This is a genomic window from Pandoraea sp. ISTKB (genome assembly GCF_001721285.1).
Classification (GTDB): domain Bacteria; phylum Pseudomonadota; class Gammaproteobacteria; order Burkholderiales; family Burkholderiaceae; genus Pandoraea; species Pandoraea capi.
The window spans coordinates 178,743-191,930 of the sequence record NZ_MAOS01000083.1 but is presented as its reverse complement, the minus strand read 5'-3'; the positions used below and the strand labels follow the sequence as shown (position 1 = coordinate 191,930).

The following is a 13,188-nucleotide window of genomic DNA, read 5'->3' as shown; positions in this document are numbered from 1 at the left end:
GGTAAGCAAAAGGCAGCGTAGGCGGGGCATAAAGAGGTACCGCGGAGGTGTGAGCGACGGCACGACCGCCGCGCAGCAGTTGCGGAGCACGTGCGTGGTGGTTGTGGCGTCGCGTTGGCGCTGGAGAAGAGCGGTGTCGACGCAACGAGGGGGGTGGAAACAGCGCGCGGGAAGCGGGCGGTTTCGGTGGAGGTACTGAGGGCGGGGAGGGAGACGGGCCGGGGCCCCTTTCTGCAGCGAGTTGGGTTTATGTCTGAGCGGCGGAAAGGGGCTCCGGCCCGTCAGGCGGGGGGTGTTAACCCGCCTTAGCAAGCACTAACAAACGTAAAGAAAAATCAGTCAGCAGGAACAACCGCAGTCACTTCGATCTCGACCTTGGCTTCGTCCTCGACGAGATCCGCCACTTCGACGGCGGTCATCGCAGGAAAGTGCCGACCGATGACGGCGCGGTAGTGTTCCCCGATGGCGGGATAATTCGCCACGTACTCGCGTTTATCCTTCACGTACCAGGTCATACGGACGATATGTTCCGGCTTGGCCTTCCCTTCGGCGAGAATCGCGACAATATTCTCGAGCGTCTGACGCACTTGAAGTGCGAAATCATCCGTCTCAAAGCGTTGCTGCGCGTTCCAGCCGATCTGACCGCCCACAAACACGATGCGGCTGCCTGCCGTCATCTCGAAGGCCATGCCATTGGCATAGCCGCGCGGTTTCGCCCATTCGGGCGGTTGGAGAACTTGCAGCATCAGGACACTCCTTCAATCACAGAATCGGGTGCGGCAAAGCGCACAATCGCATTGCGCTGGGCGGGGGGCACGGCGATCGGGGCGGGTCGACCGCCTTCGCCTTTCGCCACCCAGACCAGCACCAGCGTAGCTTGCAGGCGCGTCTCGTCGTTAGCGCCGGCGAACCGGATACGCAGAGTCATCGACGAGCGGCCGAGGCGGGTTACTTCGAGCGAGCGCACCAGCGTCTCGCCCAGAAAACTTGGGGCACTGAAACGGCATTCGATGTTGGCCGTGGGCACGCCCATGCCGTCGCGCAGGTGCATCTCGCCGAACGACAGGTTGAGTCCTTCCGCGCACCAGTCCTCGACCAGATCGTTGATCATCTCGAAGTAGCGCGGATAAAACACGATGCCTGCCGGGTCACAGTGTTTGAACCGGACCAGCAACGGCTTCACGAAAGCGTGTTCCGCCACGTTCGCCTGCGCCATCATTCCTCCCCTTTCACAAAAGTCAGTGGGTGCCCACTGGAGCCCCCACTTCATCAATCGGCTTCGGCTTATTGCGCCATTTGCCGGAGCTTGAAGCGTTGCAGTTTGCCGGTCTCCGTGCGCGGCAGCGTGTCCACGAACTCGATTGCGCGCGGGTACTTGTACGGTGCGATGTTAGCCTTCACATACTCCTGAAGCGCTTTCACCATCGCGTCGTCGTGGGGCTGCCCGGCCTTGAGCACCACATAGGCCTTCACGATCTGGCCGCGAGCGTCGTCGTTCGCACCGACCACACCGCACTCCGCCACGGCCGGATGCTGCAACAGTGCCGACTCCACTTCCGGGCCCGCGATGTTATAGCCTGCGGAGACGATCATGTCGTCCGAGCGGGCCTGATAGTAGTAATTGCCCGCTTCGTCGCACATGAACGTGTCGCCCGGCAGGTTCCAGCCCTGCTTCACGTAATTCGTCTGACGCGAGTCCGCGAGATAGCGGCACCCCGTCGGCCCTTTCACCGCCAGCTTGCCCACCTTCCCCGGCGGGAGCGGTTGCATGTTCTCGTCCACGATCATCGCGATATAGCCGGGGACCGGCTTGCCGATCGCACCCGGCACGACGTCGCCGTTCGCTGCCGAGATAAAGATGTGGATCATCTCCGTGCCGCCGATGCCATCGATCATCTCGATGCCCGACGCCTGCTTCCATAGCTGTCGGGTGGCGTCAGGCAGCGCCTCGCCCGCCGACACCGTCTTCCTCAGACTCGACAGATCGTACTTGCCGACGAGTGCGGCCATCTGGCGATAGAACGTCGGCGCCGTGAAACAGATCGTCGCGCGATAGTCGGCGATGGCTTGCAGCAGACTGTCCGGTGTGAGCTTTTCCAGCAGCACCGTCGCTGCGCCGACGCGCAACGGGAACGTCAGCAAGCCGCCTGTGCCGAAAGTGAACGCTAACGGGGGAGTGCCGCAGAAGACATCGTCCGGCCCTGGCTTGAGCACGTGGCGCGGGAACAGATCGCACATCGCCAGCACGTCGCGATGGAAATGCATCGTGCCCTTCGGCTGCCCCGTCGTGCCGCTCGTGAAGGCGATCAGACAGACGTCGTCCACCGCCGTGTCGCAGGCGTCGAAGCTCGCCGGCTGACGGGCCATGCGGGCCTCCAGTGAGTCCTCACCAACGTCGTGAAAATAGACCACCTTCGACAGCACCGGGCAGTAATACTCATGCCCCGGCTGACGATTGAACTCCAGCTCTTCCTTGAGACGACCGTCACACAGCGCGGCACTCACTTCCGCCTTGTCGACGATCTGCTTGAGTTCCTTCGCGCGCAGCAGCGGCATCGTGGGCACGCCGACGAGTCCGGCCTTGATCACGGCAAGCCAGGCGGCGGCCATGAACAGATTGTTCGGGCCGCGCAGCAGCACACGGTTGCCCGGCACCAGCGCCATATCGTTACGCAGCACATGGGCGATGCGATCGACCATCTCGCGCAGGCCGAGATAAGTCGTGGTCGTCGGCTTTCCATTTTCGACCGAATAAATCGCCGGCGCGTCACCGCGTCCCTGTGCGATCGTGCGGTCCAGCAGTTCGGCGGCGCAATTGATGCGCGCCGGATATGCCACGTCCGGATTGTCGAGCAGAAACTCGGGCCACTGATCCGCAGGCGGCAGATTGTCGCGCGCGAAAGTGTCGAGATGTCCAGATCGTTCCATGTGCTTCTCCTTGCCCCCGGTAATCCAGCATGACGCCGACGCTACGCGTCAGACCCAGTCCTAGTGCTTCCAAGTGTTATTGCAAGACGCCATGCCATCCCTGTCTCCGTGGGTTGCCACTGCGCACATCACAAGTCCTGCCAAACCACGTTCCAGCCTGTGCCGCTGCCTGTGCCGCTATACGGCGCGACTTCCACGTCCCGCACGTCGAACGCCAAAGATCAGTCGTCCTTGAGCAACTCGCGCGCGATGATCAGTTTTTGCACTTCCGTTGCCCCTTCGTAAATCCGCAGCGAGCGGATCTCGCGATACAGACGTTCCACCACCGCGCCCGACACCACGCCCGCACCGCCGAACATCTGCAATGCCCGGTCGATGACCTGCTGCGCAGACTCCGTCGAGAACATCTTCGCCATCGCCGCTTCGCGCGTCGTGCGCTGCCCCAGCACGTCGCGCTGCCATGCGGCGCGGTATGTCAGCAACGCGGCGGCGTCCACCGACGTGGCCATATCGCCCAGCGCCGCCTGCGTCAGTTGGAAGTCGGCCAGCGTCTGACCGAACATCTTGCGCGACTTTGCGCGCGCCAACCCTTCGTCCAGCGCACGACGCGCAAAACCCAGCGCGGCTGCGGCCACCGATGCGCGGAAAATATCCAGCGTCATCATCGCGACCTTGAAGCCCTGCCCTGCCTCACCCAGACGTTGCGACGCGGGCACGCGGCAGTTCTCGAACTTCAGACGCGCCAGCGGGTGCGGCGCGCTCACGTCGATGCGCTCGGCAATCGTCAGCCCCGGCGTGTCGGCATCGACCACGAACGCGCTGATGCCGCGTGCGCCCGGCGCTTCGCCCGTACGCACGAACACACAGTAAAAGTCTGCAATGCCGCCGTTCGAAATCCACGTCTTCTCGCCGTTCAGCACGTAGGCGTCGCCGTCCGAGGTCGCCGAACAGGCCATGGCGGCGACATCTGAACCGGCGTCCGGCTCCGACAACGCGAAAGCGGCAATCGCCTCGCCCGAAGCCACGCGCGGCAGATAGCGCTGCTTGAGCGCGTCGCTGCCCGCAAGCGTGATCGCGCCGCTGCCGAGCCCCTGCATCGCGAACGCGAAGTCCGCGAGACCGTCGTGCCGCGCCAGCGTTTCGCGCAGCACGCAAAGCGCTCGTGAATCGAGCTTCTCCAGCGCACCGCCGTGGCTGGCGGGCACGCAATACTTCAGCCATCCCGCGCGGCCCAACTGGCGCACCAGCGATACGCACGTCGCATCCGTATCGGCGTGATGATCGACCGTCAGCTCGCGCGTGCACCACGCGTCGAGCGTTGTGCCCAGATGACGGTGCGCGTCTTCAAAAAACGGCCACGCGAGAAAATCGGCATTGCGGGCGTTGTGAGGAGTGATTGCGCTCATGACGTCAGTCGCCCTTGAAGACCGGCTTTTGCTTGGCGACGAAAGCGTCGTAAGCCCGGCGGAAATCCTTCGTCTGCATGCAGATGGCCTGCGCTTCGGCTTCCGCCTCGATGGCCTCGTCCACGCCCATGTTCCATTCCTGATGCAGCAACTTCTTCGTCACGCCGTGCGCGAAAGTCGGGCCGCAGGCGATCTGATCGGCCAGCGTCTGCGCAGCCGAGAGCACCGCGCCGCCGTCATGCAACGCGTTGAAGAAGCCCCATTGCGCGCCCTCTTCGGCCGTCATCACGCGACCGGTGTAGAGCAGTTCCGAGGCACGTCCCTGCCCGATCATGCGCGGCAGCAACGTGCATGCGCCCATGTCGGCGCCGGCCAGTCCCACGCGCACGAAGAGGAACGCCGTCTTCGTTTGCGGCGTGCCCAGACGCATGTCCGACGCCAGCGCCACCATCGCGCCCGCGCCGGCGCAAATGCCGTCGATCGCGCTGATGATCGGCTGCGGGCAGGCGCGCATCGCCTTGACGAGATCGCCCGTCATGCGCGTGAAATCCAGCAGTTCCGGCATGCTCATCTGCGTGAGCGGACCGATGATTTCGTGGACGTCGCCGCCCGAACAGAAATTGCCGCCCGCACCGGTCACGACGACCGTCTTGATGTCCGTCGCATAGACCAGCCCGCGGAAGAGGTCGCGCAGTTCCGCATACGAGTCGAACGTCAGCGGATTCTTCTTGTCGGGACGGTTCAGCGTGATCGTGCCGATGCTCGGACGCCCTTGCGCGTCGTTCGACACCGACCACAGAAAATGCTTGGCTTCGTAGTTCGCGAAGGGACGCTTGTGATGCGCCATCGTCAGTTTCACGTCACTCATGGGCCAATCTCCTTTGGCAGCTTGCCTTTGACTTGCTCTCGGATCGCCGGGCTTCATTGCGCGCGTGGACAACGCTTGCATGCCGGGCAGTCCCGCTTAATAAAAATGACGACGGACGGCCTCATCCCGGCCCGGCGTCATGAATCGTTCATCGTCAGCCTTAGCCGACCGTCACTTCCCCGCCGGCAACCGCAATCGACTGCCCCGTCATCGACGCTGCACCCGGCTGACAGAGCCACAGCACGGCGTCGGCAACCTCTTGCGGCTGCACGAGACGTGCCTGCGGATTGCGCTTGGCCAGTTCCGCGCGCGCTTCGTCTTCACTGCGGCCCGTCTTCGCGACGATGTTCGCCACGGCGTCGCGCACGATATCCGTCTCCGTGTAGCCCGGACAGACGGCATTCACCGTCACGCCCTTCTTCGCCACTTCGAGCGCCAGCGCGCGCGTCAGACCGACCACGCCGTGCTTGGCCGCGCAATAAGCCGTGACATACGGGTAGCCGATCAGACCCGCCGTGCTCGCCACGTTCACGATGCGTCCCCATCCTGCCGTGAGCATGGCGGGCAGCGCCGCCGAAATGCAGTGATACGTTCCCGTCAGATTGACGTCGATCATCTGCTGCCAGAGCTGGGCGTCCGTCTTGCCGAACGGGGCGCTCACGGCCTGTCCGGCGTTATTGACGAGCACCTGCACCGGGCCGAAGCGCCCGGCGGCACGGGCGAATGCCGCTTCCACGGCGGTGGCATCGGAGATGTCGGCGCTCACCCACGCGACCTCACCGTGCGACGCCAGTGCGCTCACGCCTTCGGCGAGCTTGGCTTCGCTGCGCCCCAGCAACGTCACACGCGCGCCCTGCGCGAGCAGCGAGCGGGCCACGGCTTCGCCGATGCCGCGCGCGCCGCCCGTCACGAGCGCGTGCACGCCTTTGAGTGATGCCGGTGCCGTAGCGGTGGCGCTTGTCGTAGACGTCATGAACTGTCCTTATTTACCGATCTGTTGAGCGTAGGCGGCAGCACGCTCCAGATTGGTCTCGTACTGACGTTTGCCGGCATAGTACTGCGACGGCCACGGCAAGTCCTTGTAGCCGATCTTCGCGGCTTCATGCAGCGTCCAGAACGGATCGGCCAGATGCGGACGCGCCAGCGCACACAGGTCGGCACGACCGGACGCGATGATGCTGTTCACGTGATCCGCCTCGAAGATCGCACCGACGGCAATCGTCGGCACACCGGCCTCGTTGCGCACACGATCGGCAAAGGGCGTCTGGAACATACGGCCGTAGACCGGCTTTTCTTCCTTGCTGACCTGTCCCGACGAGCAATCGATGAGATCGGTGCCGGCGTCCTTGAAGGCACGCGCAATCGCGACGGCGTCGTCCGGCGTGATGCCGCCCTCGACCCAGTCATGGGCCGAGATACGCACCGACATCGGTTTCGCAGCGGGCCAGACGTCGCGCACGGCGTGGAAGACTTCCAGCGGATAGCGCAGACGGTTTTCCAGCGAGCCGCCGTATTCGTCCTGCCGATGGTTCGTGAGCGGCGAGATGAAACTCGACAGCAGATAGCCGTGCGCGCAGTGCAGCTCCAACCAGTCGAAACCGGCTTCGGCGGCGCGGCGGGCAGCTTGCACGAAATCGTCCTTGACGCGGTCCATGTCGGCGCGCGTCATCTCACGCGGCGTTTGCGACACGCCGTCCATATAAGGCAGCGCGGAGGCCGAGATCAGCGGCCAGTTGCCGTCCTTGAGGGGCTGATCGATGCCGTCCCACGCGAGGCGCGTCGAGCCCTTGCGTCCGGCGTGACCGATCTGCATGGCGATCTTGGCGTCGCTGCCCGAGTGCACGAAGTCGACGATGCGCTTCCACGCGTCGCGTTGTGCGTCGTTCCACAGACCGGGGCATCCGGGCGTGATGCGCGCGTCGGGCGACACGCAGGTCATCTCCGCGACGATCATGCCCGCGCCGCCGAGAGCGCGACTGCCGAGGTGAACGAGGTGGAAGTCGCCGGGCACGCCGTCGACGGCCGAGTACATCGCCATCGGCGACATCACGATACGGTTCTTGAGCGTGAGTTCGCGGGCACGGAACGGCGTGAACATCGGCGGAATCGCGTGCTGGCCATCGGCGCGTTTCACACCGGCGTGCGCAGCGAGCCAGTCTTCGAAGCCTTCGACGTACGCGGCGTCGCGCACCCGCAGGTTTTCGTGCGAAATGCGTTGTGAGCGCGTGAGCAGCGAATAGGCGAATTGCTCGGGTTCGAAGCGGGCGTAACGATCGACAGTCTCGAACCATTCCGTCGAATTGCGCGCGGCGTTCTGGATCTTGAGCACTTCGATGCTGCGCACGGCTTCGTAGTCGGCCAGCACGCGTGGCAGCGCATCGATGCCCTGCGTACCGAGGCCGTCGGCCAGTGCGATGGCGTCTTCGAGGGCGAGCTTGGTGCCCGAGCCGATGGAGAAGTGCGCGGTGTGCGCCGCGTCGCCCATCAGTACGACGGGCACGAGCTTGCTGTCGACGTTGGCCCAATGGACCCAGTGTTCGCAGATCACGCGGGGGAATTGAATCCAGATGGCGGAGCCGCGCAGGTGCTTGGCGTTGCTCATCAACTCGTGACCGCCGAGGTACTTGGCGAAGAGGTTTTCGCAGAACTTCACACCCTCTTCCTGGCTCATCTGGTCGATGCCATGGGCGCGCCAGACCGACTCGGGCGTCTCGACGATGAACGTCGACGTATCGGCATCGAACTGATAGGCGTGCGCCTGGAACCAGCCGTGTTCCGTCTTTTCGAAGGCGAACGTGAAGGCGTCGAAGCGCTGATGGGTGCCGAGCCACACGAAGCGGTTCTGACGGGTGTCGATATCCGGACGATACGTGTCGGCGTAGCGGGTACGGATGCGGCTGTTGAGGCCATCGGAGGCGATCACCAGATCGGCCTGATAACGGCGGGCGATTTCCTGATCGTCAGAGACGTCGGTCTCGAACACGAGTTCGACGCCGAGCGCTTCACAGCGGGCTTGCAGGATGTTGAGCAGCTTCTTGCGGCCGATGCCGATGAAACCGTGCCCGCCCGAGGTGATCGTGCGACCCTCGAAATGGATATCGATATCGTCCCAATGGTTGAAGGCGGCGTTGATTTGCGCGGCGCTTTCCGGATCGGCGACCTGGAGGTTGTCCATCGTGGCGTCGGAGAACACAACGCCCCAGCCGAACGTGTCGTAGGGACGGTTGCGCTCCACCACCACTACACGATGGGAAGGTTCGCGAAGCTTCATCAACAACCCGAAATACAGACCTGCGGGCCCGCCACCGATACAGACGATATTCATCTCCAGCCTCCGGATTCACCGATCGCGTCGCACCTACCCAAGCGTCCGATCTTTGTTAAATCGTAAATAGTTTATGCCTAAAATACTAGCGAAAAAAATTAGCGACGGCAAGGTCGGCGGCAGATGGTGCCGCTTGGGGAGGGAAAGTCCTTAGATGGGGGAATACAGGGAGACTGCGCTCGTCGCGCCTTGGTTTATCAGACGAAGACCAAAGCAATCTACGGCCGTTACCCGATGGGTTCGCGCAATGCGCCGCGTCATCATTGCTCCCGGTGCTGCGCTGCGAGGCGTCAGCGTACAGAGTACGCGCCACCCCGCGTGGCACGCTCACGGAAACGACCGAAGGCTTGGATGAGCCGATCAACCATCAGAGAGGAATTCGATGCACGCATGCCCCATCCCCGACGCCGTGTTGGCCGACAATGACGCCGTAGAAATGCTGCGTGTCTGGACGGCCGAGAAGGCCATGTACTGCTCGATGAAGGTCGGGATGTATCAGGAAACCCGCCAGATTTCGGAGGAGGCTGTCTGGGGCGTAATCCTTGCGGACGTTGCCAGACAAGTCTCGGACGCATTACAACGCGCTTCCCCCGGTACGCAAGCCGACTCGCTTGCCATGGTGCGGGACCATTTCCTCAACGAATTGCGCGCACCCTCCGTCCAGAGTACGGAAGATGCGCCTCAGCAACGTCACTGAAGCGCATCTTGCCTCGACGTTACGTCAAGTTCAGCGCGCCCCCATCCGCGTGCGCGCAATCAGCAACGTTGTCAGGCTGATCGCTGCCCCCACCATCAGATAGAGCCCGGGGGCCAGCTTGTTGCCCGTCGCCGCGATCAGCCAGGCGACGGCCAACGGGGTGAAGCCGCCGAAGATCGTCGTCCCGAGGTTGTAGCCCACCGCCATGCCAGTGGCGCGCGTTCGCGTCGGAAACAGCGATGACATCAGGGCCGGGATCGGCGCGAAGTACACCGCCTTCAACGTGCCGACCCACAACATCACCACCATCATCGTCGCCAGCGAGGCATGTGCGTTCATGAAAGCAAACGCCGGATACACCGTACACAGGAACAGCACGCCCGCCACCAGCATGATGCGAATGCGCCCGACCTTGTCCGACCAGTGCCCGACGAACGGCGTGAGCGTCATAATCACGAACCCCGTGACCAGTGTCGCGATAAAGCCCTGCGACGGCGGCAAACCGAGTTGCTTCGTGGCATACGTCGGCATATACAGAATCATGTAGTTCGCCGTCGTCGTCAGAATCAACGCGCCAATGGACACCAGCAGACGCGACTTCTGCGTAGCCAGCACCTCCCACACCGGCGACTTGTCCGGCGCCGCCCCATCCCCGGCTACCGTCTGCGCCGCCTGCTTTCGTGCAACATCCTTTGCGAACGCCGGCGTCTCGTCGACATACTTGCGGATGTACAACCCAATCGGCCCGACCAGCATCCCGAAGAGGAACGGAAGACGCCATCCCCAGGATTCGAGTTGCGGCTGCGTCAGCGCGCCGGTCAGCACAGCACCGAACGCCGACGCCAGCAACGTGCTCGCGCCCTGACTCGCGAACTGCCAGCTCGACATGAAGCCCGGCCGGTTCGGCACATGCTCGACGAGAAACGCCGTCGAACTCCCGAACTCGCCGCCCGCCGAAAAGCCCTGCATCAGACGCGACAGAAAGATGCCGATGGGCGCCCACACGCCAATCGCGGCATACGTCGGCATAAAGGCAATCAACCCGGTGCCCACCGTCATCATCGCAATCGACAACATCAGCGACGCCCGTCGACCATGGCGATCGGCATACGCGCCAAGCACGAACGCGCCCAACGGACGCGCCAGATACGACAGCGCAAAAGTGCCCAGCGCCATCAGCAACGACACGGTCTCGTCATGCGCCGGAAAAAACAGCTTCGAGATCGTCACGGCAAAGTACCCGTAGACGATCAGGTCGTACCATTCCAGCGCATTGCCAATCGACGTCGCGACGATCAGCTTGTAGACGGGCACCTCGCTGCGCACCCCGGCCTTCGCGTCGCCCGAAGCCTCATGTACCTGATCCGCCCCCGCAGCAGCAGTACTGTTCATCGCGGTTTCCCCTCGTTCAGGTTCACATCCCCCAGATCCCAGAACAACCCCGCCATGATCTGCAACGCTTCACGCGCGACCGATCCCAGCAAATGCTCGTCCGGCGCGTGCTGCGAACACGCCGGATAGGAGTGCGGCACCCACAGCGTCGGCAGGCCGAGCACGTCCGCGAAAACGTCGTTCGGCAACGTGCCGCCAAGGTTCGGCAACAGCACCGGCGGCTTGCCGGTCGTCTCACGCATCGACCCCAGCGCCCACAGCACCCACGGATCTTCCGGGTCGAGACGCGTCGCCATCACCCCACGCTCGACCTCGACGTCCACCATCGGGAAGCCATGCGCGTCGAGGTGCGCACGAACGATGTCGCCCAGACGCTCCCAATCCGTGCCGACCACGAACCGGATCTGCATGTGCGCATAGGCGTAAGGCGGAATCGCGTTGACAGGCTTCTCCGGATTGCCCGTCTTGAACGCCAGCACCTCGATGTTGTTCCAGCCGATCACGCGCTCGGTCGGCGTGAGCCCCGGCTCGCCATAGTCGACGTCGACCGTCGGATCGTTCGGACCGCCGCCGACTTCCAGCCCGGCCAGCGCGCGTCGGACGGATTCAGGCAGCGCCGGCGGACGCAGTCCCTCGACGAGAATCTTGCCGTTGCCATCGACCATCGACGCGATCGCATTGGCCAGCACGACGCCCGGATTGCGCAGCAAGCCGCCCCAGTTGCCCGAGTGATGACCGCCCTCGCGCAGGTTGAGACTGAGCTTGAAGTTGACGAGACCGCGCGAGCCAAGGAACACCGTCGGACGTGCCGCCGACAGACGCGGGCCGTCCGACGCAATCAACACGTCGGCGCTGAGTTCGTCGCGCAATTGCTCGCAAATCGCATGCAAGCCCGGCGATCCCATTTCCTCGCCCATCTCCACGATCATCTTCACGTTGTAGCCAAGCTTGCCGCCACGCGCCGCGAGCACCTCGGCCAGCGCCGCCAGATTGATCGTGTGCTGCCCCTTGTTGTCGGCAGTACCGCGGCCGTACCAGCGATCGCCTTCGACGACGATGTCCCACGGCTTGAGGCCATCGCGCCACTGCGCGTCGTAACCGCGCACGACATCGCCGTGCCCGTAGGTCAGCACCGTCGGCAATCCGTCCCCTTCACGGCGCTCCGCAATGAGAAACGGCCCGCCGCCGGGCACGGGATTCGCCACGATTCGCGACGTGAAACCCAGCGCGGCAAGCGCAGGGGTCATCTCGTCGGAGAGGTACGCATTAAGGATGTCGCCGCTATCCGCTTCCTGACTCTCGGTCTTGTAAGCGACGCGACGATTGAGGGTATCGAGGAACGCGCCCGAATCGAAATGGGCGGTGGCTTGAGTAATGGCTGCGCTACGGGTCACTGCTTGTCTCCAGATGGCTATGTGGGCACGGCGGCCGATCTCGCACATCGCTGCGACGCGTGTCGGTAGCACGCTGCGGCACAACCGTTCAGGCCATTCTAGGAGTCGATATTTTTGACAACAATGATAATATTTCGAAGGTTTCTTTGCCGTTTCGGCAAAGCAAAACTGTCGACTGAAATGCCCTTTCGCGCCCTTGCGCGACGCTTAGGCCTCGTCTCCGTCACTCATTTCTCGCTAGTCATGCAAACTCACGCCCTGCGTTACTTTCTCGAAGTCGCCCGGACCGGATCGCTCAGTCGCGCGTCGGAACGGCTGCATGTCGCGGTGTCGGCGCTGAGCCGACAGATTGCCAAGCTGGAGGAGGATCTGGGCACGCCGCTGTTCGAGCGGCGCCCGCGCGGCATGGTGCTGAGTGAGGCAGGCGAGCTGCTCGCCGATCACGCACGTCGCGTGTTGCTCGATGCAGAACGCGTCACCTCGGAAATTCGTGGGCTGACGGAAGTGGGACGCGCCACGATTCGTGTCGCCAGTGCGGAGGGCGTGGCGCGCGACTTCCTGCCGCAGGTCTTCGCCCGCTTTCGCGAAACCTATCCCGGCGCGCATTTTCTGTTGGACGTCGTCTCACCGTTCGTTGCCACTGAGCGCGTACGCGACGGCGAAGCCGATATCGCTGTGTGTTTCAGCGTGGCACCGGAAAAAGGCGTTCAGGTCGTGCACACGCAACCGGCACCGATTTACGCACTGATGGCCAAAGCGCACCCGCTCGCCAAACGACGCGACATCGCACTCGCCGATCTCCTGCCGTATCCGCTGGCACTGTCGAACGCGGGCGTGACGATTCGCCAGATGTTCGACCTATGCTGCACCCTGGAAGGCCTGCTGTTCGAACCCGTCTTCATCAGCAACTACCACGCGGCACTGCACAGCTTCGTGCGCTCGGGCAATGCCGTCACGCTCACCGGCCTGCTGACGGTGCGCAGCCGTCTGACGCCGGAAGGGCTCGTCGCTATCCCCATCCGCAACCCCGCCCTGCACCAGCGATCGCTGCAAGTCCAAACGATGGCCGGACGCACCCTGCCAGCCCCTGTCGAAGCGTTTCTGGGCCTGCTCATCGACGCGATTCGCGCGCCGGAGATTCTCGACAAGCCATTCGCATAGTTTCGCGCAGGCTCACG

The 13,188-nt window shown here is 63.5% G+C and carries 11 protein-coding genes; 2 read left to right on the top strand and 9 right to left on the bottom strand.

Translation table 11 applies throughout. The annotated features are described in order from the left end of the window. Window positions 1-335: 335 nt before the first annotated feature. The 7 genes from A9762_RS25905 to A9762_RS25875 form a co-directional block, all read right to left on the bottom strand. The gene (locus A9762_RS25905; RefSeq protein WP_069344855.1) at window positions 336-743 is read right to left on the bottom strand and encodes a RidA family protein; all 408 of its coding nucleotides are present in this window, start codon (window positions 741-743) and stop codon (window positions 336-338) included. A 2-nt stretch (window positions 744-745) separates the two neighbouring features. Beyond that, window positions 746-1,216 (bottom strand): thioesterase family protein, encoded by a 471-nt coding sequence (locus A9762_RS25900; protein WP_069344834.1) that lies wholly within the window; start codon window positions 1,214-1,216, stop codon window positions 746-748. A 68-nt stretch (window positions 1,217-1,284) separates the two neighbouring features. After that, window positions 1,285-2,928, bottom strand: coding sequence for an AMP-binding protein (locus A9762_RS25895; protein WP_069344833.1), 1,644 nt, complete (start codon window positions 2,926-2,928; stop codon window positions 1,285-1,287). 221 nt (window positions 2,929-3,149) lie between these two features. Further along, window positions 3,150-4,334, bottom strand: a complete 1,185-nt coding sequence (locus A9762_RS25890) for an acyl-CoA dehydrogenase family protein (protein ID WP_069344832.1) — start codon at window positions 4,332-4,334, stop codon at window positions 3,150-3,152. Window positions 4,335-4,338: 4 nt separating this feature from the next. Then, window positions 4,339-5,202, bottom strand: coding sequence for an enoyl-CoA hydratase family protein (locus A9762_RS25885; protein ID WP_069344831.1), 864 nt, complete (start codon window positions 5,200-5,202; stop codon window positions 4,339-4,341). Window positions 5,203-5,362: 160 nt separating this feature from the next. Then, window positions 5,363-6,175, bottom strand: a complete 813-nt coding sequence (locus A9762_RS25880) for an SDR family NAD(P)-dependent oxidoreductase (RefSeq protein WP_069344830.1) — start codon at window positions 6,173-6,175, stop codon at window positions 5,363-5,365. A 9-nt stretch (window positions 6,176-6,184) separates the two neighbouring features. Then, window positions 6,185-8,527, bottom strand: a complete 2,343-nt coding sequence (locus A9762_RS25875; protein WP_069344829.1) for a bifunctional salicylyl-CoA 5-hydroxylase/oxidoreductase — start codon at window positions 8,525-8,527, stop codon at window positions 6,185-6,187. Window positions 8,528-8,909: 382 nt separating this feature from the next. Between A9762_RS25875 and A9762_RS25870 the strand changes: the two genes are divergently transcribed. Then, complete coding sequence (locus A9762_RS25870; protein WP_069344828.1) at window positions 8,910-9,224, top strand: DUF5076 domain-containing protein; 315 nt, start codon at window positions 8,910-8,912, stop codon at window positions 9,222-9,224. Between the two features lie 30 nt (window positions 9,225-9,254). Here A9762_RS25870 and A9762_RS25865 read toward each other — a convergent pair whose 3' ends face one another. Together A9762_RS25865 and A9762_RS25860 are read right to left on the bottom strand one after the other, a co-directional pair. Beyond that, on the bottom strand, window positions 9,255-10,616 hold the full coding sequence (locus A9762_RS25865) for an MFS transporter (RefSeq protein WP_240493718.1): 1,362 nt from the start codon (window positions 10,614-10,616) through the stop codon (window positions 9,255-9,257). Continuing rightward, on the bottom strand, window positions 10,613-12,010 hold the full coding sequence (locus tag A9762_RS25860) for a M20 family metallopeptidase (RefSeq protein ID WP_069344827.1): 1,398 nt from the start codon (window positions 12,008-12,010) through the stop codon (window positions 10,613-10,615). Before A9762_RS25860 ends, A9762_RS25865 begins: the two co-directional genes overlap by 4 nt. Before the next feature lie 243 nt (window positions 12,011-12,253). On the opposite strand from A9762_RS25860, the gene A9762_RS25855 reads away from it, so the two are divergent. Then, a complete protein-coding gene (locus tag A9762_RS25855) occupies window positions 12,254-13,171 on the top strand; it encodes a LysR family transcriptional regulator (RefSeq protein WP_069344826.1) in 918 nt (305 codons plus the stop codon). The last annotated feature ends 17 nt before the right edge of the window (window positions 13,172-13,188 follow it).

Excerpts from the sequence above, each read along its gene's own strand:
- A9762_RS25900 (WP_069344834.1), bottom strand. The coding sequence starts at position 1,216 with ATGGCGCAGGCGAACGTGGCGGAACACGCTTTCGTGAAGCCGTTGCTG.
- A9762_RS25895 (WP_069344833.1), bottom strand. The coding sequence starts at position 2,928 with ATGGAACGATCTGGACATCTCGACACTTTCGCGCGCGACAATCTGCCG.
- A9762_RS25890 (WP_069344832.1), bottom strand. The coding sequence starts at position 4,334 with ATGAGCGCAATCACTCCTCACAACGCCCGCAATGCCGATTTTCTCGCG.
- A9762_RS25885 (WP_069344831.1), bottom strand. The coding sequence starts at position 5,202 with ATGAGTGACGTGAAACTGACGATGGCGCATCACAAGCGTCCCTTCGCG.
- A9762_RS25880 (WP_069344830.1), bottom strand. The coding sequence starts at position 6,175 with ATGACGTCTACGACAAGCGCCACCGCTACGGCACCGGCATCACTCAAA.
- A9762_RS25875 (WP_069344829.1), bottom strand. The coding sequence starts at position 8,527 with ATGAATATCGTCTGTATCGGTGGCGGGCCCGCAGGTCTGTATTTCGGG.
- A9762_RS25870 (WP_069344828.1), top strand. The coding sequence starts at position 8,910 with ATGCACGCATGCCCCATCCCCGACGCCGTGTTGGCCGACAATGACGCC.
- A9762_RS25865 (WP_240493718.1), bottom strand. The coding sequence starts at position 10,616 with ATGAACAGTACTGCTGCTGCGGGGGCGGATCAGGTACATGAGGCTTCG.
- A9762_RS25855 (WP_069344826.1), top strand. The coding sequence starts at position 12,254 with ATGCAAACTCACGCCCTGCGTTACTTTCTCGAAGTCGCCCGGACCGGA.